We start from the raw sequence: 26933 nt of genomic DNA on the forward strand, positions 1-26933 counted from the left end.
CACCCGCTCTGCGGATCTCCAGCGGGCCGGCCAGATGCGATCACAGGAGCGCGCTCGGTAACGGGGTGCGCTATTTCACGGCGGACGCTGCCGGCGCGCGCGGCGGCTCGGCCACGATCCGCGCGCCGACGTCTTTGAGCAGGCGCTGGAATTCCGGCGAGTCCATGATGATCGTTCCGGCTGCCGCGCGCAGGCGATCGACAGCCTCGTCGGGCAGCACGAACGACGTCGGCTGTTCATTCAGATAGGCCAACTCGTCCTTGTCCTTCAGCGCTGGGAACGAGACATCGATGGCATAGATCTCGGCGTTCGGCACGCGCAGCGCGGCGGCAACCACGGGATCCTTGTTGGCGGCCATGCCTGGCGACTGGCCGATCAGACGCAAGGTCTGCCAGCGCGCCGCCATGTCCCGCAGCAGTTCGACCGCTTCGTACGAGTAGCGGTCGATCGGCACGCCGGCCGACTTCAGCAGGACGCTGATGGTGCCGGGCGGGACTTCGGACTCGTCCCAGTTGGTCGGCGGCGACGACAGTGAATTGACGATGAAGACGATGATCCGGCGGGCGCGGTCGAGCGGCGTCGGTGCGCCCACCTCGTGCAGGGCCTGGGAAATTTCGAGCGCATCGAGCACCGCGCGCATGCCGACGTTGTCGGAGACGCCGCCGTCGACGAGGTGAAGGTAGGGCCGGTGGACGCCGTCCCCGTAGGCCTGCAGGTCCTTCAGCGAGCGGATCGCGCGCGCCGCCGGCCGCGGCGGTTCCGCGGCTGAAGAAAACACCTTCACCCAGCCGGGCAACTGCGTGTTGCAACCGCCGCCATAATTGTTGATCGTCACCGGCGAGAGCACCACCGGTACGGCCGACGACGCGGCAGCGGCGCGCGACAACCGCACGGCATTGAGATCCGAGCAGAGGACGTCGAAGGTAGTCTGGTTGAAGACAAAACGGGCGCCGGTCGAGATGTCGGTGGCCGACGCCAGGATCAGGGGGCCCCGGCCGCGGTCCAGATCGCCGAAAGTGGCCCCATCGAAGAGAATCTCGTCGTACAACTGCGCCGCCAGTTCCGAACGACCCCAGCCCAGGGACCACAGCGCTCCCCAATGGCGCGGGCTGAACGTACGGGCAATGATCTCGCCCTGCACATCGCGCTTCAGGAAGCGTTGTTCGTACTCGGCGAACAGCTTGTCGCCGTACAGGCCGTAGGCCAGCGCGGTGAAGCTGCCACCGGAGACGCCGGTGATGACGTCGACGGCATCGAGCAGGCGCACAGTCTGGCCCTGCGCTCCCGTTACCTCGGTGCGGCGAAGAAACTCGAGGACTCCGTAGGAAAAGGCCGCCGCGCGCGTACCGCCGCCCGAGAAGGCGAGAATGACAAGGTTTTCCTTTTCCCTGGCGTGCGCCTGACGCACCTCGAAGCGGTAACCCGTCTTCGGGTCGGCCTGCGTGATCGGCGGATTGACTGGGCGGGTGGCACAACCGGCAAGCGTGAGCAACAAGAAAATGGCCAGCAGGAATGGCGCGCGAAATGGAATCATCGGTTCAGGCCAGAGGAGTGGGAAGACTGCCATTCTACCGCGTCCGCTCTCGCGCTGACCCCCCACCCTGGTCCAGCGTCACATGGGCCTGCACGAGGTCGCCTGTCCACCCAGGAATGCGCCTGAGCGCATACGCGAGCGCCGAACAACTACGGCACGGCAAGGAGCCGAGCGACCCGCGGGTTTTCTCAGCGGGCGTTGCCGGTGAGGATGAAAGCAGCCCAGTAATTGGGATGCTCATACTTTTTCCGGGTGTTGATCTGGGCCTGGCGCAGCGCTTCCTGCTTGTCCATCTGGGCCAGGTTCTGATAGAAGCCGACCATCAGGTCGCGCGTGGCAAGATCGTCCACATCCCAGAGGCTGGAGACGATTGAACTGGCGCCGGCGTAGAGCAGACCGCGCGCAAAACCGACCACGTCATCGCCGGTCGTCACCTTGCCAAGCGCCGTCTGACACGCGCTCAGCGTCACCAGATTCGCATCCAGGCTAAGCGAATACAGGTCGCTGACCTTCAGCCGACCGTCGCTGCTCCGGTCCGGCGCCAGGAGCACGGCGGAGTTCATCGGCTCCGCCGGATTGAAGAGGCCATGCGCGGCGAAGTGGATGATCGGGAACCGCCCTCCCTGCTGCTTGACGAAATCTGGCGTCGCCTGGCGCCGCAGCAGGACCTTGGCGTTGGGCAGGATGCGGGCGATGGAGCTTGCCTCCTCCTGCGCGAATTGCAGGTCGAGGCGCGCGTTGCCGAGATCGGGGTTGCCGAGCAGGAGGGCGGTGGTCACGGCCTTGTCCCGACGCCCCGCAATGAGCTGCAGAACGCTGGCGCTCGGTTCGACGCGCAGGCTGTAGTCGTCGATCAGGAACCCCCGCTCGGAACGCAGCGCGTAAAACGGCAGGTAGTGCAGGACGCCATGCGGGACGACGACCAGTTTGCGGACCTTCAGCGAGCCGAGCAGTGGCTTGAACAGGCGGTTGTAGATCTGCTCGGACTGCGGCAGGTAATCGCGGGAATCGGCGTTGCTCAGCGATGCCCTGAACTTGATGACCCTGTCTTCGAGGCCAGCACGCTCCAGTCTGACCGCCTTGAGACCCTCTCTGCCGACGACGAACGCCACCAGATCCTGGTCGGTATAGTAGTACTCGAGTAGCGCCTCGTCGAGCTGCAGCGACTGCTGAATCTCCTTCAAGGGCGTACTCGCCACGCTGACCAGCGAAGCCAGTTCCGGCGCCTGCGCCTTGAGGCTCCTGCGAATTTCGTAAGCCGCGACGCTGCGCGTCGCGGCAACTTGCTCCGGGGCCGCGAGCGCCACCAGATCCGACTCGGCACCCATCAGCCTGAGCAGGATGTCGCCGCCCTGCGCCTCGCGCGGCCGCGCGGCAAAGGACTTCTGTGTGGCAAGCAGATCGACGAGTGCCCGCGCCTTCGAACGTTCGACGTACTCGAAGGCGCGGGCCTCGAGCCCGTGCGCGAGCAGCAGCGGGACCAGCGCGTGATAGAGCGACTGCTTGTCGCCGACGAAACCGATGCGACCGGATTCGCTGTCGATCGACGATCGCTGCTGCTCGATGATCTCGATGGCCTTTTCGAGCATCTTGATGGCCTCGGCGATGGCACCCTCGGTCTGCGCAATGCGTGCCCGGTCCTGCAATACACGCCAGTGGATGCCACCGAACTGGCTGATCTGCGGGTGCGTCAGCAACTGGTCGTAACCCTGTTTGGCCTGCGCCTGCTTGCCGGTTTCGTAGAGGCTCTTGCAACGGATGAAAAAACGCGGCACCGCCTGAAAGGTGGGGTCGTAATGGATCTTCAGGCTTGCCGGCACTTCTGCGCGCGGGTCGTCGACGCTCAGCAGGGCCTTCCCGTATTCCTTCAGTGCCATGTGGATGCGCGCCATGGCGATGAATTTCTCGGGGCCCAGGTTGCTCTTCTCGAGGTCAACCCGGCTGATGACTGCCAGGTGCTCGCGCGCCACCTCGCGATGACCGAGAAAGGCGTTCGCCACGCCGAGGATGTTGCTGATCTGGATCAGCTGCGCTCGGTAGAAGATCTGGTTCTGCTTCAGACGGCTACCCGCTCGAGCCGCGAAGTCGATGGCCTTGGCGTATTCGCCCTGGTCGAGATAGGTCGCCGCACGGAAGATCGCCGGATACACGGACAAATCCCCGCCGAAAAAGTTGTCATCGCCGGCGGCGACCCGCTTGTCCATGAGGTCGGCGACGGTCAGCACCGTCTGGTAGCGGCGGACTTCATAATAGGCGCTGCCGAGCAGCAAGAGCTGAAAACTGGTGACTTCGCCGCCCTTGTCGAGCCGCGGCTGGATTTCCTTGATCAGCGCATGGTGCTCACCCTTCTGCATGAGCGCACTCAAAGTGACGTCGTCCGCCGTCACGCAGCCGGGAATCAGAAACAGGCAAAGCAACAGCCACAGGGCGGTGATCTTGGACATCGATTGGTCTCGGTGTGGCGGCAGCGATATCTTGTACCCGGCGGCGCGGCTGGCCCGCATCCACCAATTGCGGGTTCCCACGACGACCGCGCAGTCTACCGGCTTCTGCGCGACGTTTGCCCGGAGGACGCAGCGGTAGTCAGGCCAGGGATTCCCATGACGTCCTGTCAATTATAGGAGCCCGTTTCAGACGTGGTCAAACCACCCGTGCTCAAACGCTGCCGCTGACTCCCCCCTTGACCCCCGACGGGCGCCCGAAAGCGCCCGCTCCAGAGCTGACGCCGACGGCTAATGCCGTAATCGCCTTTTCCTTGGCGGACCTAACTGCCTGTGCCAGAATGCGCTGCATGTCGAAAACCGTGCCAGCCTGCCTGCGGCCTTTGTCGTTGTTGTTCATCCTCGCGCTGTGGTGCGGCGCCCTGGCGGCCAGCGACGCGACAGCGCCAGCCGGCCGTCGCAGCGCAGCGCCGCTGCTGGTGACTGGGGAGGTGCTACAGGCGAAGATCAGCGAGGCGGAAGGCAACCCCGAACTCGACGCCAAGAGTCGCGCCGATCTCATCGCCCTCTACCGCGACAGCTTGAGCAACCTGACGAAGATCGACGCCCACGCGGCGCGCGCCGACGCTTTCGCCGAGATCATGCGCACGGCACCGCAGGAGACGGATCTCGTCCGCCAGCGGACCGCCGCCTTGCAGGCGGCCCAGCCGTCTGCCACCAAGGTCGCCGACGCGGCCGCCGGCGGAGTGCAGATCGCGCGCGATCTCAAGCGCGAGGAGGCCGACCTCGCGGCGGTACAGGCCCTGCGCGCCGACATCGAGCGACAGCTGGCCTATCAGGAAAACCGACCGACGGCTATCCGCCAGACTCTCGCGACGGCGCAGGAGCAGCAGCGGGCGATTGCCGCCGCCCTGCAGAGCCCACCGCCTGCGGACGAGCCGGAGAGACTGAGCGAGGCCAGGCGCTGGAGCCTGGAAACCCGCTATGCCGCCCTCAGCACGCAGATCCAGGCGCTTGACCAGGAACTCCTCAGCCTGCCGATGAAATGGGATCTCCTCGCGGCGACGCGCGACGAGAAGACCGCCAAGATCGAGCGCATCGGCCAGCACGTCAGGGATCTGAAGGCACTGAACAACGCCTGGCGGGTGGCACAGGCCGAACAGGCCGAACAGGCAGCGGAACGGATGTTGGACGCCGTGCGCGGGCTGAGCCCGACCCTGGCCGCCTTTGCCGAGCACAACCTCGTACTCGCCAGGGATCTGAACGCCGTAACCCACCCGCTCGCGGCGCTGGACAAGGAGCAGGCGCAGGCAGTGCAACTGGCCGAACAGATTCGGGCCAACCACAGGCGCGAACAGGCGGCGACGGAGATCAGCGCACTCAGTGCCGGCCTCGGCCCGCTGCTGCTCGCCCATCGCCAGGCACTGCCGGACCTGAAGGTGTACGAACGCAAGGGCCGCGAACTCGCGCAGAAGATTGCCGAGGTCAACGTGCAACGCCTGCGCTCGCTCGATGAGGCGGCGCGCCTCGCCAATGGTCCGGCAGCCGTCGCCGCACTCGCCGCCGAACTTCCCGCCGGGCAGACGGACTCCCTGCACGACACGCTGCAGGCCCTGGTCGAGCAGCGGCGGACTCTGCTCGCCCAGCAACTGGAGAGCGAGGCGATCTATCTGGACCGCTTGCGCAAGCTGCACACCGCCGAGAACCAGATGCGCGAGGCGGCTCGCCGCTACGACTCCTTTCTCGAGAAGCACCTGTTCTGGCTCGGCACGCAATCGAGAACGCAGCCAGATGACGTTCTTCGACTGCCGGATGAGGTACGGTTGCTGCTCGCGCCCGCACGCCGGTCGGATGTCGTGCGCGCCTTCGAGCAACAGGTCTTTCCCTCGCCCGTGTTCTGGCTGAGCGTGCTGCTCGCACTCGTCCTGACGTGGAAGCAAGGCGCCTTGACCGCGGCAATCGAACGCACCGCGCGGCATGTCGGCGAACCCGGCGCCGACAGCTTCCGGCACACCCTGCGCGCCTGCGGCTGGACGCTACTGAAAGCGGGCCCACTGCCCCTGCTGGTCGCCGTCACCGGCGGGCTCCTGCAAGGGCATACGCACAGCACAGCACTCGCGCACGCCGTCGGTGGCGGCCTGAACGCGGTCGCGATCAATCTCTACATGCTTCTCGCGCTGCGCCAGATCAGCCTCCCCGGAGGACTGGCCACGGCGCACTTGCGGTGGCCCGAGCCGGCCACCCACCAGTTGCGGGTCGAACTCGGACGTCTGCTGTGGGTCTTCATTCCGGCCTATGTCGTCGGGCGACTGGCCGTAGACCTGAATCCAGCACACACCGGCGGTGCCGTCGCACGGCTGGCGCTGCTGTTCCTGACCCTGACGGTGGCCGTGTTCTTCTACCGCGTGTTTCACCCCACACGTGGCGCAGTGGCGCACCTGCGCCGCCAGGCCCAGCCGGCGCTGATCTTCCGCCTGCAGCCGCTATGGTTCCCCGCCTTGGTCGCGACGCCCTTTGTGATCCTCGCCACGACCCTGAACGGCTACGTCTACTCGGCGATGATCATGATGCATTCCCTGCTCCTGAGCCTTTGGCTGGCCTGCGGCCTGATCCTGCTGCATGGGCTCGTCTGGCGCTGGTTGACCTTGTTGCGCCAACGCGCCGGCTACCAGATCGCCAGCAACGAACGCGCCGGCGAATCCGCAACCGACGCAGCGGTAGGCGTTACGCCGGACGAACCTGACGGCAACGCCCCGCCAACCGCATACGCCGAGCTCGACCTGACGGCGGTGGACGAGGACAGCCGCGAGTTGCTGGGCATCGTCACCACGCTGCTCGCCCTGGCCGGCCTTTACGCCATCTGGTCTGCAGTTTTCCCGGCCTTGACGATCCTCGACGACATCACGCTGTGGTATCGCTCGGCGACCGTCGATGGCGAGGATCGACGCCTGCCGATCACACTCGCCGATCTCGGCGTCGCCCTGATCTATCTGATCAGCACGGTGACACTGGCCAAGCGACTGCCAGCCGTACTCGACATGATCCTGCTCGAGCGCTTCCGCATGTCTTCCGGCAGCCGCTACACCGCCACCACCCTGACGACCTATGGCATCGTCGCCGGCGGCGCCTTGCTGACGCTCTACACCCTCGGCGCGCAATGGTCACAGGTACAGTGGCTGGCGGCCGCCATGAGCGTCGGCATCGGCTTCGGCCTGCAGGAGATCGTCGCCAACTTCATCAGCGGCCTGATCATCCTGTTCGAGCGGCCGGTGCGGGTTGGCGACCTGATCACCGTCGGCAATACCGATGGCGTAGTCACCAAGATCCGCATTCGCGCCACCACCATTCGTAACGCCGACCGCCAGGAACTGGTGGTGCCGAACAAGGAGTTCATCACCGGCCGCCTGCTCAACTGGTCGCTGTCGGACCCGGTGACGCGCGTCAAGGTGAGCGTCGGCGTCGCCTACGGCACGGACATCGACCGTGCACACGCACTGATGCGCGAGGCGGCGGACGAGCACGAACACGTTCTCGCCGACCCGAAGCCCGGGGTGAGCTTCGATGCTTTCGGCGACAATTCGCTGACGCTCACCCTGCGCGCCTTCGTCGACGATATCGATCACCGGAGCGCGACGGTGACCGACCTGCACAAGGCCATCAACCGCAAGTTCGAGCAGGCGGGAATCGCCATGGCCTTCCCGCAGCGTGACCTGCACTTCGACCCGAGTTCGCCACTGCACGTGACCATCGAGGACGCCAGGCAGGCGAAGACCGACCCCGGGAATCCGCGCTGATCCGTCTGCCGGATCCCGTAGCGAGTGGCCCGACCGATTGCGGTGACCATGCTCACAGGATCGGTGACCAGCGCGTCGAGGCGCCCCCGCGGCGGGCCGGCGACCAGGACTGCTTGAAAGGTCGCGGCCTGCACAACGAGCCGGAGTAGAATGGGTTGCGGGCGAGCACGCCAACGAGTTGACGACTCGTCCAGGTAGCGGGCCCGGACGAATGCAGGGGAAATCCGAATGATGGTCCGAAAGAACGTTCAGAAAGCAGTCTTCCCGGTCGCCGGTCTCGGCACGCGCTTCCTGCCGGCGACCAAGGCCAGCCCGAAGGAAATGCTGGCGGTGGTTGACAAGCCCCTGATTCAGTATGCTGTCGAGGAAGCCTACGCGGCTGGAATTCGGGAAATGATCTTCGTCACTGGGCGGCACAAGCGCGCTATCGAGGATCACTTCGACACGGCCTACGAACTCGAGGCCGAACTGAGCGCCGTTGGCAACGACGCGCTGATCGCCCTGCTGCATTCGATCAAGCCGGACGATATGGACTGTGTGTATGTACGCCAGCCGCGGGCCCTCGGCCTGGGCCACGCGGTGCTATGCGCCGAACGTGTGGTTCGTGGTGAACCCTTTGCGCTGCTGCTCGCCGACGACCTGATGCTCGGCGAGCCGCCGATCATGCGCCAGATGACCGACTTGTTCGCCGAGCATCAGTGCAGCATCCTGGCCGTTCAGGAGGTGCCGAAGGACCAGACCAGGCGCTACGGGATCGTCAAGGGGAAGGCCGTGTCGTCCGATCTGGTGAACGTCGAGGGCCTGATCGAGAAGCCTCACCCGAGCGTCGCCCCATCGAATCTGGCGATTGCTGGCCGCTATATCCTGACCCCGGCGGTTTTTGACATGATCCGTGAGCAGCCACGCGGTAGCGGTGGCGAGATCCAGTTGACGGACGGCATCTCGGCGATGCTGGCGACCGAGCAGGTACTCGCCTATCGCTATCACGGCGAGCGCTACGACTGCGGCAGCAAGCTGGGGCTGATGCAGGCCAGTGTTGTCCTGGCGGAAATTCACCCCGAACTCGGTGGCGAGTTCTCCGCTTGGCTCAGGGAGCGTCAGAAGATTCCTGAACTGCGCGATCGCAGAGACCGCGAACTCGTTTGAGTCGAGCGTCGCTTCTGTCGGCAACTGGCCGACCAGGCACGGCTCACCCCTGACGTACCGGCGCGGCCCGCAGCGATCCTGCCCGAGGCGCGTCAGGCGCCGAGCCGCAGGCCGGTCTTCTTGAGAATCCGGGTCGAGAACAGAACATCGTGCGCGCGGCAAACGGGCCCGAGAAGCTCGGCAATCGCCGCCACCTTGGCCAACACCTCGGCACGCGATCCGCCATGCACCATCGCAAACAGGTTGTACGGCCATTCGGGCAGCCGACGCGGCCGATGATAGGCGTGGGTGACGAAATCGAGCGCGCCGACGCGTTCGCCGAGTTCGTCGATGCGCTCGTCGGGCACGTCCCAGACGCTCATCCCGTTGGCCGTATAGCCGATGGCATAGTGGTTGGGAACCGCCCCGATACGGCGGACGATGCCGCTCTCCAGCAGGCGGGCCAGCCGCGCCATCACCTCCGCGGGCGTAATCCCGAGCTGCTCGGCCAGGCTATGGTAGGGACGGGAGACCAGCGGCAGCCCAGCCTGGGTCGCCTGCACGAGCCGGCGATCGACGGCGTCGAAGGATTCGCTCATGCGCGTACCGGGAGCTTCATCTCGACGAAGTACTCCCTGAGCTTCGGGAAGGCAAAAACCGGCAGACCGCTGGCGGCTTCGATCGTGCGCACAGCGGCAGCGATGCCGTCGGCGGTCTCGGTCGCCAGAACGAACCACATGTTGAACGGGCAAGCGCGGTCGCTCTCGCGCCGATAGTTGTGGGCAACCGCCGGAAACGCGTTGACGATGTCGACCACTTGCTGCCAGTTGGCCTCGGGAACGCGCATCGCCGCGAGAACGAAGGCACCGCCCATCCGCTCCACCTGGAACATGGGCCCGAAGCGCGTCAGCACGCGTGCGTCGAGCAGGCGTTGCAGGCGCTCGAGCAACTCGTCCTCGCCGATTCCGAGCGCAGCGGCAGCTTGCGCGTAAGGCCGCTCGCAGATCGGGAAACCACCCTGCAGGTGATCGATGATCGCGCGATCGGTGGCGTCGATGATGGCTGCCGCCAACGCCTCACGCATAGCGCGCACCGCCCTGTTTGAAGCGGGTGAGCGAGAAGAGCACATCGTGCGCATACTCGCCGAGCTGCAGGCGGGCCCGCAGCTCGGCGATCCGCGCCTCGACCTCGGCGCGTGCCTGGCCGTGGAGCATGCAGAACAGGTTGTAGGGCCACTCCGGCGGAACGCGCGGGCGCTGATAGCACAAGGTGACGCCCGCTTCGCGCGCCAGGGTCTCGCCGATCTGGCCGACGAGTTCATCGGGGACATCGTGCACCAGCATGGCATTGGCCGTGTAGCCCAGCTCGTGATGCCTGACGATGACGCCGAAGCGCTTGATGATTCCCTCGGCACACCAGCGACGGATACGCTCGATCACCTCGCTCTCGTCGCAGCCGACACGCGAGGCGAGGACCGAAAACGGCCGGATGAACAGCGGCAAGCCCTCCTGCAGGGCCATCACCAGACGACGCTCGATCTCGCCGAGCGGTGTCGGAGGCACAAAAGCCCGCCTTAGCACGTTGCCTGGCACCGCTTTGTCGGTCTTCCCGTCGAGCGAGAAGCCGAGGTCGATGTGGTATTCCTGCAGCAGGGGCAACTGGAGAAGCGACAGCCCCGCCGCCAACTCGATCGCCCCCAGCGCCGCCTGCAGGCGCCCTTCCGAACCGGCGGTGACGACGAACCAGAGGTTGTAGTGGTGCTCACGTTCGTAATTGTGGTTGACCTCGGGAAAGCGCGTCACTGCCGCCGCCACCGCATCCAGTTTTTCCGGCGGCACGGCCATCGCCGCCAGAGTGCTGGCGCCGATCCGCTTGGGGGCAAAGACCGCGCCGACGCGCGCCACCTTGCCCTCGCGGCGCAGCACCTCGAGAACGCGCAGGACGGCACTCTCGGCGACACCCAGGCGGGAGGCCAGCTCGGCAAACGGCGCCGAACACAGCGGGAAATCGCGCTGGAAATCGTTGAGCAGACGGAAGTCGAGCGCGTCGTCGGTCATCGCGGTCAGAATCCTGTCCGCCCCGCGCGGCTGGTGAAGAAGATGCCGCTCGGCGCCTGCGCCGTAAACTCGCCGATCCTGGCAAAGGTCGCCGTATCGTAGATCAGCACCTTGTCGTCGTCGCGTGCCGAGATCCAGACCTGCTCGCCGCGCGGCGTGAACTCCATGTGCAGGATGGCTTTCCCCGGTTCGAGAGTACGCACCACTTGCCCGGTCAGCGTGTCGATCACCTCGACCCAGCCGTTGTCGGGGAACGCGTAGTTGACCCACACCTGCCGGCCGTCGGGCCGGGCAATGACGAACACCGGCTGGCCCTTGACCTTGATGCGGCCGACTTCCCGCCAGTTGCTGCCGGAGACGACCAGCACTTCGTGCCGGCCGATTGCCGGCAGGTAGGCATTGCCTTGCGCCAGCGACCAGCCGCGCAGGTGCGGCATCTTGAATACCGGCAGCTTCTCCTGGCCGCGCCCGTAGTTCGCCAGGATGCGGCGGCTACCCTGCTCCGGCTGCCAGGTATCGAGCAGGGCGACGCCGTCCTCACCGAACAGGCCAGCCAGATAGTAGCGGCCATCGGGAGTGACGAGTCCGTCATACGGCTGCAGCCCGGCCGGATAGCGCTGCGTGCGTGGCCGCCGCGGATCGGAGAAGTCGCTCACCCAGATCTCGCCGCCATCGAACAGGGCGTAGGCAAAGCGGTTGCCCGACAGGTCGGCAAGACCGACGACTTTCGAGAAGCTCCCGGGTGCATATTCGGCCGGCACTTCGGAGAGCAGTTCGAGGGTCTCGGCATCGAAAGCCTTGATGCCGCCCGGAGTGTAGTTCTGGGCGACGACGATGCGGCCGTCCTGCGAGATCGAGCCGCCAATGGCATTGCCCGACTGCAGCACGCGCCTGACGATTCGCGCCGTCAGCATATCGACTTTCGTCAGGCCGCCGTCACGGCCGAAGACATAGGCATAGCGGCCGTCGCGTGAATAGACCACCGAAGCATGCGACAGGTCGCCGAATCCACCGATGCGCGCGTAGGGCTCGCGCCGACTCGTGTCGACGAGGGTGACCTGACCGCTGGCACGCTCGATGACGAGACCGAGGTCGCCGGTACCGCGCAAGGGCGGCGCCGCACAACCGGTGAGCAGGGCAATCCACAGTAGGGCAAACAGTCTGTTCATCGTCATCCATCCAGCGCCCGTGGCGCAGAAAATCGGCCCGCTTTCGGCCCGCTTTCGGCTCACTTCGCACCGGCCATTATCGTCACAGTGGCGGCCTTGTCGCAAGCACGTTCCGCCGGATCGTGCGAATCGCCGATCGGCGAGACATCGTCGCTGGCGCGGCACCATCGCTGCGCCGCCGCTCAGAGGACCGACTGAATCGCGGCAACCATCTCGGCCTGACTCATCGCGCCGAGCTTGCTGCTGCGGATCCTGCCACCCCGGTCGATGACGACGGTGAACGGCAGGCCGGACTTGCCGTTGCCCAGCGTCTGCATCAGGTCGATGCTCGCCGGCATGCCGCCGATCAGCGAGGTGTAGTTCAACTCGTAGGCCGTGGCGAACTCGCGCACGCTGTCACGGTTGGCGTCGTCTTCGACGGCGATGCCGACGATGACCAGTCCGCGGCCGCGGTATCTGGCGTGCACCGCAGCGAGATCGGGAATCTCCCGCCGACAGGGAAGACACCAGCGTGCCCAGAAGTTGACCAGCAGCGGTTTTCCCTTGAGCGAGCCCAGCGCGACCGACTGGCCATCGGCGCTGTTCAGCGTCAATGCAAAGAGGGGGGCGGCCGACGCCAGTCCGTCGGCCGCCCCGGTCGCGCCGGGCAGGGCAAACAGCAGCGCGACGAGCAGGCGCTTCATCGCCGTCCTCGGCTCACGGCAGATCACTGCGACGAAACGTCAGATAGCCGATCAGTGCGCACGACGAACCGATCAGCAACGGATAGAGCAAGGCATAGACACGATAGCCGCTACTGCCGAAGAGATCGAGAATGACGTAAGCCGACGGACCCAGGACGATCAGTTGCGGGTCGAACATCGCCAGCGCCGCGGTACGAAAGACCTGCAGCGGGTTGAGGAGCGCGATGCCGACCGCCACTTCCGGCGCGACCCGCCCCTGGATCATGATCCCGAGCAGGATCAGATCGAGAAACAACAACATGGACAGCCAGACCATGAACGCTGCACCCTGCGCCACATCGGTGCTGCGCGCCAGCGTCGAGATCAGCATGCCGATGCCGAGAAAGCACCAGGCCATGGCCGCCAGCAACCCGGTGTAGTAGAAGAACATCCCCCAGGGCACTTCGATCGCCTTGAACAGCGACCACAACACGGCCGCGAACATCGCGACGAACACCGGGAGGAAGATGACGACGTAGCGACCGACAATCTTTCCCCAGAACCAGGCGGACAAGGATACCGGCAGCGACAGCAGGTACTCGAAAACGCCGGCCTCGCGGTCGCCGGCCACCGAGCGCACCGTCGTGATCAGGACGAACACCGGCAGGATCGCCATGGTCAGCTGAATATAGGTCACCAGCAGGCGCGACAGGCCGATGAAGCCGAGCACGCGCGACTCGGTCAGGCCAAAGGCGAAGAGCAGCGCGACGATACCGCCGAAAACCAGGCTGTAGATCAGGAACCAGCGCGCGCGCAGCGACTCGACGATGTCCAGGCGGGCGGTCAGCAGCAGTGCATTCATGGGAGTCGATTCATTTGCCGCGCGCCAGGAGGCGCTGCTTCATTTCCGTATACGACAGCGTACCGGCTTCGGGGGCGGCTACCGCCGCGAAATGGTAGCCCATCGGGCTCTTCCTGCCTGGCAGGTAATGCGCCTGGCGGGCGTCCAGCCAGGCGCCGGTGCGCTGGTCGGCCACCCAGTACTCGGTCTGCGGCGTCTCCTCGTTGAAGGCCTGCTGGGCCAGCCAGAAGACGGCGCAACCGATGTCGTCGAACTTCCAGACCTTGCGCCGAGGATCGCGAATCTGTGCCGCGAAGCGCCTGTCGCTGATCACCATGCCGCAGCGCGTGTCGGTATCGCGGTCCCACTTGATGTCGACGGGTCCGCTCTCCGGCTCGCGGCTGCAGGCAGCAAGCGAAACGCCAACGCCACTCCCGAGCAAGGCGGCAAGGAAACGACGTCGCCTCATGCGCTTCGCCGCCTCACTGGAAGACGACCTTCGCGTCCACTTCCTGCATTTCGATGCGCGACAGCAGCCCGACATAACGCGCAACCATGCCCAGGAAGCGGAGCCGGTCGGGCCCGGAAACGGTGCCGTGCCACTCGACCCCCGCGCGCCGGTCGGCAAACTGCCACGTGGCCAGCGTCCTGGCAATCGCCGCATCAGCGCGTGCCAGCGTCAGGTGCACCTGGAACAGCGCCGACAGTTTCGACTCCTCGGCAACGCGATCATCAAGGACGATCCTGCCGGTGTCCATCTCGACGACGCGATTGACCAGCGACGCGACCTCGTCGAGGCGGTGGCTGGAAATGATCATCGTCGTGTTGTCGAGCCGCTCGGCGAGCAGGCTGAAAAAGATCTGGCGCGCTTCCGGATCGAGATTGGCTGCCGGTTCGTCCAACACCAGCACCTGCGTATCTCGCCCCAGGGCAATGGCGATCAGGAGCTTCTGCTTCATGCCGCCCGACAGGCGGTTGAACGGCAGGGTCAGGATCTCGTCGACCGCGAGTCCCAGCCGGCGCGCAACGGCATGGATGCGCCCGGCGTCCGACCGGCAGACGGCGGCGGCGAAGCTGACCAGTTGGCCGACCGGCATCTTCAGCGGCGGAGGCAACTGCGGCACGAAGCCGATCTTGCCAAGCACCTGCGTCCGCTCGCTGCGCGGCGCACCGCCGGCTATCGTCACCGTTCCCTGGTGGGTGTATTCGCCAAGCAGGCAGCGAATCAGCGTCGTCTTGCCGGCACCGTTCGAGCCGATCAGCGCGATACGCTCGCCGAGCGCGACCTCGAGCGTGACGCCGTCAAGGACGCGATGCTTCCTGAAATCCTTGCCGACATTTGCGAAACGGATCATGGGTGCGCTTCCTCAGAGCAGCTTCTGCAAGCCCTTGACGTCGAAGACCAGCGCCCCGCTCGGACAGACGTCGACGCAGAGACCGCAGCGCGTGCAGTCCGGACCGATCGGCGTGGTCAACGCGGCGGCCCGCCCCTTGATGACCACGTCAAGGACATGCGGCACCAGACAGACCTTGCGGCAATCGCCTTCGTGGAAGCACTTCTCCAGCCGGTAGTCGACCCGCAGCGGCGAAATGGCGCCCGCCATACCATAGGTCAAACCGATCGGGCAGACATAGCGGCACCAGGCGCGGCGCGAGTAGACGACCTCGAAGACCAGCAGTAGCAAGACCCAGCCAAGCGCCAGTGACGGCCCGTAGATCAGCGCCCGCGACAGGATGCCGGTCGGCGAGATGGTCTCGAAAACCGTGTAGCCCGTCAGCACCGCCAGCGCCGCAAAGACGACCCAGAACACGGAGCGCACACCGCGGTGGAACTCGTGGTCGCTGACCAGCTTGCGGGCCGCCAGCTTGAGGTGCAGCCACTCGAACCACTCGGCCAACAGGTGGTAGGGGCAGACCCAGGAGCAGAACGAGCGCCCGCCGAGCAGCGCCCAGATGACGAAAACGGTCGCCGTGCCGATGAACAGATTGACGATGATGTGCTTGTGCGCGAGCATCACCTGCAGCGCCGAGTTGAGGTCGATCAGGTGAAAGCCGACCAGACGCGAGGCGGTCAGCGCTCCCTCGAGCATCTGGATGTCGAGCCAGAACGATAAGGTAAACAACAGGTTGACGAGGAGCAGCACCGCCCAGCGGCGATTGCGCCACTTGTGGGTCACCAGCTGGTGATCGCGGGCGTGCTGCTTGAGCGCCTCGAAATCGGCCTTGGTCATCCGCTTCAGGCTGTGCACCTGCTGCGCTTCCGGCGTCACCAGGACAGACTTCCGCGGTGCGGCGCCGAACATCACGCGTAGGCGCTCGAACTGGCTCATCACGCGCTCCAGGGCTGACGGGGATCGATGACGATCGCCGTCGGCTCGACTGGACAGATCATTTCGCAAACGCCGCAACCGACGCACTGCTCGAGCACCTGCGGGCGGTAGTGCCTGCTGCCGTCGGCAGCGATCGTCTCGGCCATGGTGATCGCCTCCTTGATCGGGCACTCGCTGACGCACAGGTTGCAGAGATCGCGCTCGTAGGGATGGTCGCGCACGCCGATCGGTTTCCAGCGATCGACCGCCACGTAGCGCAAGCGCCCGCGGTAGTCGGCACCGCGCGCCTGACCGCTGAAGCGCCTGCCCTGCACCGCCAGACACGCGTCGGGCCGCGACAGGCGCGCCACGCCGATGCGCTCGGCAAGGTTGAGCGTCGGCTCGGCGTCGGCTTCCTTGGCCTTGAGCACCGGCGGCCGGGCCAGCGGCATGCCGGCACGCGTGCCGAGCGAGCCCGGCTTGCGGTAGGTCAGTGAGCCGGTCGGACAGGCCAGGATGCACTGCACCGCATCGCAGGAAAAGTCGCAGGCTTGCGCGCGCGCATCGATGTAGGGCACGCCGAGACCGAAGCCGCTGGCGATGTCGTCGAGCCGGATCGCCGCTACCGGGCAGACCTGCACGCACTGACCGCACTTGATGCACGACGAAAGGAGATCGCCTTCTTCGAGGGCGCCCGGCGGCCGCAGACGCCGGTTGCGGGCGTTGGCCACCGGGATGTAGCCCAACATGGCCAGGCCAAGCACGCCACCGAGCATGACCGCCGAGCGAATGAAGCGGCGCCGGTTGGCCTGCCTGCGCACCGGCGCTCGCTTGCTGCCGGCGGGCGGGTTCTCTGAAGGCGTCACGGCAGTCGCCTCGAGGGTTTTGTCGTCACTTTTCGGATCGCTCATTGGCCAGCCCTCTCGCTGCTCGTGCGGGATTTCTCGAATACGGGCCGAACGTCACGCAACAACAGCACCGGCGTCGAAAACGGCGCCAGGCGCTCGAGGAAATCGAGCATCTCCATCATCGGAGCATTGCGGAAGAAGCGGGCATAAGGCACCTCCATCCAGAGTTGATCGGCGTACGCGTAGAGTTCGTGCGGCCGGTCGCCGACATTGTCGCGATCGCGGTCGAAGCCCTGATAGTCATCCCAGTAATTGCCACGCCAAACGTTGTGGCGTGCGCTGCCGGCATCGCCCAGGGCGACCTGCGTCAGGTTCCCCTCGAAGGAATTGCCCTCGACGAGCGTGCCTTCCTTGTCGGCCAGGAAGCTGACGCCAACGCCGTTGTAGGCAATCCGGTTGGCGCGGATCGTGATCGTGCTGTCGGGCTCGAAAGGCGACATGTCGAGGCCGACGCCGACGCCGCAGTAGACGATCTCGTTGCCTTCGACGACGACGTCGGACGCTTCCTTGAAGCCGACCGCCATGCCGGTCGGCCCGTTGGCGTGCGAGAACAGGTTGTTGCGGATCGCCCCGCCACCCGAATACATCACATAGACGCCGACGGCGTTGTCGTAGAAGCGGTTGCCCTCGACGAGATTGTTGGCGGCGAACATGAAGTGGATCGAATAGCGGCTGCGCCGGGCAGCGTTGTCAAGGTAGCGGTTGTCGTTCGAGTACCAGGCGACCATATCGCGAGAATCCTCGATGACATTGCCGGCGATCAGGTTGCGGTGGCTGTACCACAGCCGCAGGCTGTCGCCGCGCGTCCCGAGGTCGAAGGGTTTCGAACGGATGGTGTTGCCGCGCACGACGTTGTCGTTCGACTTCTTGAGATCGATGCCGAACAGGCAGTTGTCGATGCGCAGATCCTCGATCACGTTGTGGTCGCCGCGCACGTTCAGGCAGGCATCGTCCGAATCGTGCGACGAGCCCGAATTGGTCAGGTGCAGGCCACGCACGAGGGCCTGGTTCGCTTCCAGGACGAAGACCGTTCCCTTGCCACCGCCATCAATGGTCACGGCGCCCTGCCCGTCGATGGTCAGCGTCTTGTTGACCACCACCGGCCCGGAATAGCGTCCCGGGTCGAGCTTGAGGAGCGAGCCGGCGGGCGCCGCGTTGATCAGATCCTGCAGGAAAGGCAATCCGGGGACGCGTGGCACGGTCGGGATCGTCGCTGTCTCGTCGATGCTGCCCCAGCCGGCGGCGGCCGGCGCGCCCATCGCGCCGTTACGGCCCGACTCGGCCACATCGACGCGACCACTACCGCGCGCGCCACTGCGCTGCAGGGCCGTCAGTGCGTCTTCGGCGCCCGGTGAGGGCAGGACGAACAGGGCGAGCCCGCCAGCCAGCCCGGCCGCGAGCAGACGGCTGAACATGGCCTACTCCGCCGACCCCTCGCGCACCTGCTTGCGCCGGATCAGCAGCGCCAGCAGCAGGCAGACCATGACGCCGACGAGGAGCGCGTAGCCCCAGTAGGGATACGAGTAGGTCGAGAACTGCGCCACCTTGCCCTCGCCGAAGACCGTCGGCATGAAAGGCTTGACCGTGAAAGCGCCCCAGGGATGCATGTTGTGTCCGAAGAACCACAGCCAGCCGGCGTAGGTGATGACGAAGAAGACCGGCAGCAGCGCCGGAACCAGCGCCAACAGCAACGAGAAGCCGCGAATCCGGGCGACGCCGATGACGACGACGAGCATCGCCAGGAGCGTACCGGCGATGACCAGATGCGTGACCTTGGTGACGTTGTCGCCCCAGACGCGGATCTTCTCGGGCTCGTTGAAGAAGGTCGCGGTTTCGCTGACGTAGTTGGCGACGTGCGTCGCCAACCCGCCGAGCACGTACTGGTCGACGAGCATCCAGGCGGCGACGAGCGTGAAACCGGCGGCCAGAACGAGAACGCGCGTCTTGCGCCGGGGAACCATGAAGCCGAGCAGCATCACCGTGAAGAAGCCGAAGAAGAACTTGGCGAGCGGCTTCTCGACCGGCGCGCCGGTGGCGATCGGGAACATGCCGACGTAGTGGTTGATGGTGTTCATTTCGTGCACGCAGTCGAGTCCCTGCGCACCCTTATCGATGTCCTTGCCCTTGTCGGTGATCGGGTTGTAGCGTTCGTCCTCGTGCGAGATATCCTTCTGGATGATCTCGCCAGCCATGCGCGTGCCCTTGCCGGCGGCCTTGCAGCCGTTGAAGACGCCGTTGAAGTGGAAATGGATGCGGATCCCGTCTGGAAAGGCGTCCGGCGGGTAGTTCGGTGCCGTCAGCGAGACCCACCAGATCGGCGAAAAGTAGGCGACGATCATCAGTACCGTCGCCACGGCGGTGAGTGCCGTGACGATCAGATTCGACTTGCTGGCGGGTGCTGCTGACATGCTTCGATCCTCGGGGCTACTTCTTCTTGGCCGGTGCCTTGGCCTTGCACATGTTGCCCGGCATCACCAGGCTCGACTGGTAGGCCGAAATGGCAACCAGTTGATCGTTGTTGTACTTCTTGATGATCTTGACCATGTCCGGGTTGGCATTGCGCCGGTGACCGTCGCGGATCTCGGTCATCTGGCGCAGCAGGTACTTGTAGTGCTGGCCGGCGATCACCGGGTAGAACTTGTCCTTGACCCCCTCACCGTTCTGCCCGTGACACTCCTTGCACTCCTTCTCGTACAGCTCCTTGCCGGTCGCCAGCTGCTTGTCGAGATCCTTGCCGTCGTACTTGCCGTGCTCGACGGGAATGCATAGCTGCTCGATATAGGCGGCGACGTCGGCCAGTTCCTGCGGGTCGGTCAGCGTCGCGGCAAACGGATACATCGTCGGGTTGTCGCGCAGGCCGGCCCGGATGTCGGCCATCTGCTTGATCAGCACGGTAGTGTGCTGGCCGGCGAGTTGCGGGAAGGTGCCGTCTGGACGACCGGCGCCCGACGGCAGGTGGCAGGCACCGCATACCTCGTAGGCTTCCTCGCCGCGCTTCTTGTCGCCCTTGAGCTTCAGCGCCTCGCTCTTCTCGCCCTCCTGGGCGTTCCACTTGTAGTCCTTGCCCTCAATGCCCTGCGCCTTGGGTGCCGGTGGCGCAGCGTGCGCGGCGGCCGCGGCAAACATCGCCAGGGAAACCGCCAGAATCAGTTTTTTCATTGCTCACTCCCTACTGTTTGAGGATCGATACGTGCCAATCTAACAAGCGCCCCGGTGTCTGACGTTGATAATTGTCAAGTCATGCGTGCCTGCCGCGGAGACAGCGCGCGCGTGCCGTCTCAGGGCTTGAGCTTCGAGATGTAGTCGGCCAGCGCCTTGATCTCGTCATCGCTGACGAGGTGCATGACGCCCTTCATCGCCGCCGAGTTGCCGTTCGCGCGCGCCCCGCTCTTGATGTCGAGCATCTGCCTCTCGATGTACTTGGCATTCTGGCCGGCAATCTTCGGATAGTCGGGCATCAAGGCCTTGTTGCCGGCCGGACCATGGCAGGCGTTGCAGGTCTTCTCGGTGTACAGTCTTGCTCCGTCGACGGCCGGTGCGGCCAGGGCTGGCGCGGCGAGTGCGGCGAGTGCGACAAGAGCCATCAGCTTGTTCATGGCGATTCCTTCCTGATAAGAAAACGGGGACCAGAGTAACTCTGCTCCCCGCCGAGTTGCCTTGAGTTGCATCAAGACGAATGACCTGGCTTACTTGACCTTCTTGGCGCCGTTCTGCTCGAGGTAGGTCTTGGCGCGCAGGCCGAGGTCGGCAGCCTTGACCTGGTACTGCCAGATCTGCTCGGTCCACAGCGCGGCGTTGTTCCAGTCCTTCTTGCCGGCTGCTTCGTCAGCCTTGGCCTTGGCGTCCTTGATCTTGCCCAGCTGATCGACGGCGTCGTCCATCATGTTGACCACGTCCGGGAAGTCCTTGTAATTGACACTCGTGATGTAGCCGACGACCGAGTCGATCACCGCCTGCGTATCGGCCACCTTCTTCAGCTGCGTCTTGTAGTCGGCCTCGGTGTAGTTGGCGCCCGCCGTACCGGCGGTCTTGGTCGGTTTCCAGCCCTTCGGCTTGACCAGCAGGTAGCCCTGCATCTCGAGGTGCAGCGCCGAGCAGAACTCCGTGCAGTAGTACGGGTAGACGCCCTCCTTGTCGGCCTTGAACTTGACCGTGACCGTCTTGCCGGGCTCGACCGAGGCGTGCACGTTGTAGGTCGAAACCGTGAAGCCGTGCGTCTCGTCCTGTGCCCTCTCGAGGTTGGTGAGGTGGATGGTGACTTCGTCGCCGACTTCGGCTTCGATCGTTTCGGGCGTGATGTGCGAGCGGATCAGCGTCCCGAAGACTTCGATCTTGTTGCCCTTCTTGACCGTCTTCTCTTCACCGGCACGTACCGCACCCGGGTTCGGCTGGTCGGTCCGGCTGTTGGTGCCGACCTTGTAGCGAACGCCTGGCTTGAGCTTGCCGGCTTCGATGGCGACCACGTAGTGCGGCTCGCCGAGCGGCAAGGGCATGTCGTAGAGGAGTTGCATCTTGTCGTCGCTGATGTCGATCAACTGGTGGTTCTGCGGATGCAGCGGCCCGACCGGCACGAAACGGTCGATCGCCAGCTTGTTGAGGGCAACCAGATAGCGGCCCTTGGGATCGACCGAATCACCTTCCATCGTCATCAGGTGACCGATGTTGTAATGGACGCTGATCTTGTCGAGCACCTTGCCTTCGCAGAAGTTCCATTTGACGACCTGCGAGTCGACGTACAGCGAGGTATAGGCGACGCAGGGCTTGGCATCGTACTGGGTATGCAGCGGCCCGAGGCCGAGCTGCACCTGGGTATGCAGCGCGTCCTTCATATTGATCACCGGGATGCCGTAGGGATCCTTCGATTCGAACTTGCCGGCCTTGATCGCCGCCTGGATCTTCTCGAAGGAATACACCGAGACGTGCGTGTCGAGCTTGCCGGCGACGGTGATGAACTTGCCGTCCGGAGTCACATCGACGCCGTGCGGCGACTTGGGTTCCGGCACCAGGAAGAGGATGCCTTCCTTGATCGCGGTGTCCATCATCAGCACGTCGTGGCCATTGATCTTCTTCGCCTTGCCGGCAGCCACCAGTTCGGCTGCCTTTTTCCAGTTGATCACGTGCAGATAGTCGGTATCCTTGGCCGAGCAGCCCGCTTCATAAGGAGGCCGTCCCTTTTCGATGCCGCCGACGTAGCGCTCACTGCAGAAGGAATTGGTGAACGACCAACCGTCCGACGGGCCCTTGCCGGCATCCGAGAGATCCTGGCTGTACGGCGGCAACTCGAGCGAGAACGACTGCTTGGGATCGATGCGTCCTGCCTTGCGGTCGAACTTCCAGTAGGTGACGCCGCCGCGGTACTTCTCGTTGAACTCCTCGAGCGGGTAGAACTTCTTGTTCTCGAGCGGCGTCGCATACTGCGCGGCCTCGATCACGTACTCGGTGTTCGGCGTGACGAAGGCGCCGCCGTGTTCGGACTTGAAGATCGGGTTGACGACGATCTGCTTGGTCTCGAAGTCGCGCAGGTCGATCACCGCCAGACGCGGGTTGGCCTTGTCGTTGATGAACAGGAACTGGCCGTCGTACTTGCCCTGCGTCTCGGATATCGCCGGGTGGTGCGTATCGCCCCAGTTGATTTCCTTGCCGTCGATGCTGCCTTGCCGGAGAACCGCCTTCGACTCCTCGTCGAAGCCGTAACCCTGCCAGGGCTCGGGCGTGAACACGCCGATGTACTTGAGGATGCGCATCGAGGGAATGCCATAGACGATCACCTGCCCAGACTGACCGCCCGACGAGAAGGCGACGAACTCGTCGCGCTTGCCGGTCGGCACATAGGTCTTCGAAGCGGCCAGCAGATCCTGCTGTGAAAGGTTGCGGCGCTTCATGACGTCCTGCAGCGATTCGGCGGCATACGCGATGCCGACGGCGGCGCAGCCGAACCCTGCTGCGAGCAGCAATGGCGCGACCTGCTTGGTGCGGAATTTCATCTTGACTCTCCCTGTTGTCGGTTCGGGTTGTACCCTCATCATCCCCATCGCCCTGCGACAATCCGCCACTGCGGCAATATGCCGCACATTGTGGTCGCAAGCGCTGGCGGATAATTTAAGGTGGATCAAAATTTTGCCAAGCTGCTGCGCCGCACAATCGCAGTTGCGCCCACTTGCCACCGACGCTCGACGCCGGTGTCTGCCCTCCTGTCCGGGAGACCTTGGCTCTCGGCGACAATGGAGTCCCCCAAGTCAACGACCGCAACAACACACGCCACACCGACCTGATGACCAAGAACCTGCTGATCGATGCAGCCATCCTGCTGGGACTCGCCATCCTCGGCGTCATCGGCTACAAGCTGGCGCCCCTGCTCAACCCGAAAACCGATGTCGCCCTGCCGCTGTCGAGTTGCGATCCGGGTCGCCAGCCCTGCATGGCGACGCTGCCTGACGGGACGCAACTCGAGTTCTCGATCGACCCGCGGCCGATCCCGGCGCTCAAGCCGCTGCAGGTGGAGGCCACCTTCCGGGGAGGCGACGTGCGCAAGGTCGAAGTCGATTTTGCCGGCACCGAGATGAAGATGGGCTACAACCGACCGCAGCTAGAACGTCAGGCGGACGGCATGCACTTCCGCGGCCAGGCGAGCCTGCCGGTCTGTATCACGGGGACCATGGAATGGCAGGCGACGCTCCTCGTGCACACCGCCCTGGCCGTGGTGGCAGTACCGTTCCGCTTCGTCACCGGCCATTGACGCGAGGGCCGCACCGACATGCCCACGAAAACCCTGCTGATGGCGCTGATCGCCGCGCTGAGTGCCATCCTGATCCTCCTCGCCGTCTTCTGGGAGCCGGTGCCACCGCGGCCGATCGCCAGGATTGCGCCACACGAGCGCTTGCCGGCGGCGACAGCCCCGCCGGCGGGCGGCGAGTTCACCCTGCAGGGAGCGCAGGGGAACGTCAGGCTGAGCGACTTTCGCGGCAAGGTGGTTCTCATCTACTTCGGCTACACCTATTGCCCGGATGTCTGCCCGACGTCGCTGTCGCTGCTGGCGCAGGCGCTTTCCGAACTCGCACCGAATGAACGCGAACGCGTCCAGGGCATCTTCATCTCGGTCGACCCCGAGCGCGACACCGCTGCCCGCTTGCAGGAATACACGCCGTTCTTTCACCCGCAAATCGTCGGCCTGAGCGGCACGGCAGCGCAGATCGCCAGGGTCGCCGAACAATACGGAGCCCGCTACCACAAGCAGGCGCCCGACGCCGAGGGGCGCTACGCCGTAGACCACTCGTCGGCGACCTACGTGGTCGACCCACAGGGCCGGCTGACCGGCGCGTTGCCGCACGCCTCCACGCCGACACAGATCGTCGCCGCCGTGCGAGAGCAACTGGCGAGCGCAGCCAGCCGATGATCGGCCCCACCTGCCACGGCTGTCCCGACCCCACCAGCACTTGCCCACCGGAGAAGTTCAAGGCCATGAAGTTCCGCAGCTCAGCCATCACCCTCGCCGCCGCACTGGCCATGCCGCTGTCCACCCTGGCCGGCGAAGCCGACCTGACGGTGGTCGCCCCGTACGTGCGGATGGTGCCACCGGGCACCCCGAACAGCGCCGCCTTCATGACCATCGCCAACAACGGTACGAGCGACCGCCGACTGGTCAAGGCCGACAGCCCGGTGGCGCGCGCCGTCGAACTGCACTCCCACACCAACGAGCAGGGCCTCATGCGCATGCGCCAGGTCAGCGCGATCGAGATCAAGGCGAAAAGTCGAACCGAACTGAAGTCCGGCGGCTACCACGTGATGCTGATCGACCTGCGACAGCCTCTCAAAGAAGGTGAAACGGTAGCGCTGACACTCACCTTCGACGACGGCAGCATGAGCAGGGTCGACGCGCCGGTGCGCAAGCCGCAGGCGCTCCTTGAAGCGGAGCAGGCATCCGCGCACGGCAGGCACTGAGCGGACTCGCGACCGGCGATGGGCCGGCGGCCGAGCTTGCGGCGCGCCGGCCGGCTTACTGCCCGCTCAACCGGCGCAGGATCGGCTCCAGCTTTGCCTCGTCAAGCCGCCCCAGGCGGCTCATCGCCAACTGCCCGTCGCGAGCGATGACCAGTGTAAAGGGCAGGCCCTTGATGCGCAGGCCCGGAGTGTCGCTGATCGCCGGTGTGGCCGCCAGCAGCGGGTAGGTCACCGGCCGGGTCTTGACGAAGGACTGCATGTTTTCGACCTCGTCGATGCCGATGCCGACGAACTGCACACCCTGGCCCACGTACTCGCTTTGCAGACGCGCAAAGGCCGGCATTTCCTCGACGCAGGGGGCGCACCAACTGGCCCAGAAATTGACCACCAGCACCTTGCCCCGCCATTGCGCCATCGCTTGCTGGCGCCCGGCGAGGTCGGGCAGCGTCAACCGCATGACTGCGTCGGCGGCTGCCTGAGCGTCCTCGGGCGTCAACTGTTGTGACGAGATCAGACCGGCAGGGACGCCATCGGTGACCGAACGGCTCTGCTCAAGCAGACGGTAGCCGAGGAAGCCGATGCTTGCCAGCGTCAGCACGCCGGCCACCACGGCGAGAGCAAGCGCGTGCTGCGGCTTCATCCCGGCGTGCGCCGCGACATCGCCTTGAGGCAAACGACGACAAACATCAAGCCGCCGATGATGGCGATCAGGCCGCCGAGGCCCATCATTCCCATGCCGATCTTCTGCGGCAAGGTCGTCAGCAACTGCTCGGCGCCGGCGACCTTGCGCTGGACGCCGTAGCCGCCCGACCATGCCAGGCCGAGCACATGCACGAGTTGGCCGAAGCCATACACGTAGGGCTGCCAGAGCGCCATCCGGCCTGCTGCCGGCTGGAAGCCCAGGTGTGGCAGGAGCACGTAGGCGAGCCCCATGAAGGCCAGCGTCACGCCGACTGTCGAACCATGGTAGTGCGCCGGAATCACCACGTTGACGCCCTGGATCATGTAGCCGAGCACGCCGCCGAGCGCAAACAGAGTGAAGGACGCGACGAAGGCCGACTTGGCCGGATCGGCCGGCACGCCGCGCAGGCCCCATAGCGACAGGACACCGAGCAGGATCAGCGGCGCCATGTAGGGATGGCCCCAGAGCATCAGCTTGGCGAAGAACTCCATGTGCGGCAACGAGCCGGCCGGGACGAGCAGGTAGATCGCCGGCACGGCGAGCAGCGGCACAGCGGCAACCAGGAACAGCACCGAAACCGCGCGCAACGAGGCCATCGTCGGCCGCCCGACCTGCGCGGCGATCCACAGCCAGGCGACGACCATCAGCAGCGCATGCTGAAACTGCAGCGTGTGTCCGCCACCCCAGAACAATACTTCGTAATAGTGCGTCTCCTCGATCCACGGCACCATCGCCCAGGACCAGAAGAAGGCGGCGAGTGACAGAAACGCGGCGACGGCGCCCAGAAAAGCGCCGAGCCGCAGTGGCTCGCCCAGAAAAGGCCGCGGCCAGGTGGTGATCAGCGCGCGCAGCACGGTCAGGCTCGCGCCGGCGGCGAAGATCCAGAGGGAGGCAAAGAACAGCGGCTGCCTGAGCACCGGAATATAGTTGTTGAGCACCGGCTCGGCCCCCGGGAAGAAGGGGGAAACGCTCATCAGCGCCGTCCCCAGCGCCGCCAGGCCGACGCCACTCCAGCCCAGCGATGCCAGGCCGCTGCCGCCGACGGCGCACCAGATCACGGCGGCAAAGGCCATGAACCACACGGCCACCGACAGGTCGACGTGCACCACCAGTGCCGCGCGGAACAGATCCTTCAAGGGAAAGACATCCTGAATGCCGGGCGTTCTGGACAAGACCAAAAGCACGGCGAGGACGCCGGAACCGATCAGTGCCAGCACGCCCAGCCACAACCAGGCGCGCGCCAGACCCGCTGGCGTTCCCGAAGCGATTGCCGGGGCAGCGGAGGCTGCCGGAGAAACCCTTGTCTGTGGCGAATCCAAAGCTGCCTCGCGCGCGAAAAATCGTATGAGTATAAGGCCGGGCAGCGGCATATGACAACTGCAGCCGCTGGTGCCGTTCCCTCCCGGACCACGCCTGGCGGATGGGCTTGCGGGTATCAAAACGGCATGTACCGCCCGGAGTTGGCGACAGGCT

At 65.1% G+C, this 26933-nt stretch carries 24 protein-coding genes; 5 read left to right on the forward strand and 19 right to left on the reverse strand.

Annotation, left to right across the window (positions count from 1 at the left end):
- Window positions 1–70 precede the first annotated feature (70 nt).
- Both CAP2UW1_RS16860 and CAP2UW1_RS16865 read right to left on the reverse strand, forming a co-directional pair.
- Complete coding sequence (locus CAP2UW1_RS16860) at window positions 71–1567, reverse strand: patatin-like phospholipase family protein (RefSeq protein WP_015767834.1); 1497 nt, start codon at window positions 1565–1567, stop codon at window positions 71–73.
- 155 nt (window positions 1568–1722) lie between these two features.
- A complete protein-coding gene (locus tag CAP2UW1_RS16865) occupies window positions 1723–3978 on the reverse strand; it encodes a CHAT domain-containing protein (protein WP_015767835.1) in 2256 nt (751 codons plus the stop codon).
- A 347-nt stretch (window positions 3979–4325) separates the two neighbouring features.
- On the opposite strand from CAP2UW1_RS16865, the gene CAP2UW1_RS16870 reads away from it, so the two are divergent.
- Complete coding sequence (locus tag CAP2UW1_RS16870) at window positions 4326–7769, forward strand: mechanosensitive ion channel domain-containing protein (protein WP_015767836.1); 3444 nt, start codon at window positions 4326–4328, stop codon at window positions 7767–7769.
- A 228-nt stretch (window positions 7770–7997) separates the two neighbouring features.
- The gene (gene galU / locus CAP2UW1_RS16875) at window positions 7998–8915 is read left to right on the forward strand and encodes a UTP--glucose-1-phosphate uridylyltransferase GalU (protein ID WP_015767837.1); all 918 of its coding nucleotides are present in this window, start codon (window positions 7998–8000) and stop codon (window positions 8913–8915) included.
- A 92-nt stretch (window positions 8916–9007) separates the two neighbouring features.
- On the opposite strand, the gene ahbB (CAP2UW1_RS25720) is transcribed toward galU, so the two are convergent.
- From ahbB (CAP2UW1_RS25720) to nosZ, 15 genes are all read right to left on the reverse strand, one after another.
- Window positions 9008–9493, reverse strand: coding sequence for a siroheme decarboxylase subunit beta (ahbB, locus tag CAP2UW1_RS25720; protein WP_015767838.1), 486 nt, complete (start codon window positions 9491–9493; stop codon window positions 9008–9010).
- Complete coding sequence (locus tag CAP2UW1_RS16885; RefSeq protein ID WP_015767839.1) at window positions 9490–9978, reverse strand: AsnC family transcriptional regulator; 489 nt, start codon at window positions 9976–9978, stop codon at window positions 9490–9492. Before CAP2UW1_RS16885 ends, ahbB (CAP2UW1_RS25720) begins: the two co-directional genes overlap by 4 nt.
- The gene (ahbB, locus tag CAP2UW1_RS16890) at window positions 9971–10951 is read right to left on the reverse strand and encodes a siroheme decarboxylase subunit beta (RefSeq protein ID WP_015767840.1); all 981 of its coding nucleotides are present in this window, start codon (window positions 10949–10951) and stop codon (window positions 9971–9973) included. Before ahbB (CAP2UW1_RS16890) ends, CAP2UW1_RS16885 begins: the two co-directional genes overlap by 8 nt.
- Window positions 10952–10956: 5 nt before the next feature.
- Window positions 10957–12120 carry a cytochrome D1 domain-containing protein gene (locus tag CAP2UW1_RS16895; protein ID WP_015767841.1) on the reverse strand — a complete coding sequence of 388 codons (1164 nt, stop codon included), beginning with the start codon at window positions 12118–12120 and terminating at the stop codon, window positions 10957–10959.
- A 182-nt stretch (window positions 12121–12302) separates the two neighbouring features.
- Window positions 12303–12803 carry a TlpA family protein disulfide reductase gene (locus CAP2UW1_RS16900; protein ID WP_015767842.1) on the reverse strand — a complete coding sequence of 167 codons (501 nt, stop codon included), beginning with the start codon at window positions 12801–12803 and terminating at the stop codon, window positions 12303–12305.
- A gap of 13 nt (window positions 12804–12816) precedes the next feature.
- Entirely contained in the window at window positions 12817–13644 is an 828-nt protein-coding gene (locus CAP2UW1_RS16905; protein ID WP_015767843.1) for an ABC transporter permease, read from the reverse strand.
- 10 nt (window positions 13645–13654) lie between these two features.
- Window positions 13655–14092: a hypothetical protein gene (locus CAP2UW1_RS16910; protein ID WP_015767844.1), complete on the reverse strand. Its 438-nt coding sequence runs from the start codon at window positions 14090–14092 to the stop codon at window positions 13655–13657.
- Window positions 14093–14105: 13 nt separating this feature from the next.
- On the reverse strand, window positions 14106–14978 hold the full coding sequence (locus tag CAP2UW1_RS16915; protein ID WP_015767845.1) for an ABC transporter ATP-binding protein: 873 nt from the start codon (window positions 14976–14978) through the stop codon (window positions 14106–14108).
- Window positions 14979–14990: 12 nt separating this feature from the next.
- The gene (locus CAP2UW1_RS16920; protein ID WP_015767846.1) at window positions 14991–15953 is read right to left on the reverse strand and encodes a NapH/MauN family ferredoxin-type protein; all 963 of its coding nucleotides are present in this window, start codon (window positions 15951–15953) and stop codon (window positions 14991–14993) included.
- Complete coding sequence (locus CAP2UW1_RS16925) at window positions 15953–16843, reverse strand: 4Fe-4S dicluster domain-containing protein (protein WP_015767847.1); 891 nt, start codon at window positions 16841–16843, stop codon at window positions 15953–15955. The genes CAP2UW1_RS16920 and CAP2UW1_RS16925 overlap by 1 nt, the downstream gene beginning before the upstream one ends.
- The gene (nosD, locus tag CAP2UW1_RS16930; protein WP_015767848.1) at window positions 16840–18255 is read right to left on the reverse strand and encodes a nitrous oxide reductase family maturation protein NosD; all 1416 of its coding nucleotides are present in this window, start codon (window positions 18253–18255) and stop codon (window positions 16840–16842) included. The genes CAP2UW1_RS16925 and nosD overlap by 4 nt, the downstream gene beginning before the upstream one ends.
- 3 nt (window positions 18256–18258) lie before the next feature.
- The gene (locus tag CAP2UW1_RS16935; protein WP_015767849.1) at window positions 18259–19248 is read right to left on the reverse strand and encodes a hypothetical protein; all 990 of its coding nucleotides are present in this window, start codon (window positions 19246–19248) and stop codon (window positions 18259–18261) included.
- 16 nt (window positions 19249–19264) lie between these two features.
- Window positions 19265–19999 (reverse strand): c-type cytochrome, encoded by a 735-nt coding sequence (locus tag CAP2UW1_RS16940; protein WP_015767850.1) that lies wholly within the window; start codon window positions 19997–19999, stop codon window positions 19265–19267.
- Window positions 20000–20118: 119 nt separating this feature from the next.
- The gene (locus tag CAP2UW1_RS16945; protein ID WP_015767851.1) at window positions 20119–20436 is read right to left on the reverse strand and encodes a c-type cytochrome; all 318 of its coding nucleotides are present in this window, start codon (window positions 20434–20436) and stop codon (window positions 20119–20121) included.
- Window positions 20437–20526: 90 nt separating this feature from the next.
- Window positions 20527–22824, reverse strand: coding sequence for a Sec-dependent nitrous-oxide reductase (gene nosZ / locus CAP2UW1_RS16950; RefSeq protein ID WP_015767852.1), 2298 nt, complete (start codon window positions 22822–22824; stop codon window positions 20527–20529).
- A 173-nt stretch (window positions 22825–22997) separates the two neighbouring features.
- On the opposite strand from nosZ, the gene CAP2UW1_RS16955 reads away from it, so the two are divergent.
- From CAP2UW1_RS16955 to CAP2UW1_RS16965, 3 genes are all read left to right on the forward strand, one after another.
- Window positions 22998–23576: a hypothetical protein gene (locus CAP2UW1_RS16955; RefSeq protein ID WP_412566832.1), complete on the forward strand. Its 579-nt coding sequence runs from the start codon at window positions 22998–23000 to the stop codon at window positions 23574–23576.
- An 18-nt stretch (window positions 23577–23594) separates the two neighbouring features.
- Window positions 23595–24233: an SCO family protein gene (locus CAP2UW1_RS16960; protein ID WP_015767854.1), complete on the forward strand. Its 639-nt coding sequence runs from the start codon at window positions 23595–23597 to the stop codon at window positions 24231–24233.
- Window positions 24234–24298: 65 nt separating this feature from the next.
- Window positions 24299–24778, forward strand: a complete 480-nt coding sequence (locus tag CAP2UW1_RS16965; RefSeq protein ID WP_041567896.1) for a copper chaperone PCu(A)C — start codon at window positions 24299–24301, stop codon at window positions 24776–24778.
- Between the two features lie 55 nt (window positions 24779–24833).
- On the opposite strand, the gene CAP2UW1_RS25725 is transcribed toward CAP2UW1_RS16965, so the two are convergent.
- Together CAP2UW1_RS25725 and CAP2UW1_RS25730 are read right to left on the reverse strand one after the other, a co-directional pair.
- Entirely contained in the window at window positions 24834–25418 is a 585-nt protein-coding gene (locus CAP2UW1_RS25725; protein ID WP_015767856.1) for a TlpA family protein disulfide reductase, read from the reverse strand.
- Window positions 25415–26830, reverse strand: a complete 1416-nt coding sequence (locus CAP2UW1_RS25730) for a cbb3-type cytochrome c oxidase subunit I (protein ID WP_015767857.1) — start codon at window positions 26828–26830, stop codon at window positions 25415–25417. The genes CAP2UW1_RS25725 and CAP2UW1_RS25730 overlap by 4 nt, the downstream gene beginning before the upstream one ends.
- Between the last annotated feature and the right edge of the window lie 103 nt (window positions 26831–26933).

The sequence above is a fragment of the Candidatus Accumulibacter phosphatis genome (genome assembly GCF_000024165.1).
Taxonomy (GTDB): Bacteria; Pseudomonadota; Gammaproteobacteria; order Burkholderiales; family Rhodocyclaceae; genus Accumulibacter; species Accumulibacter phosphatis.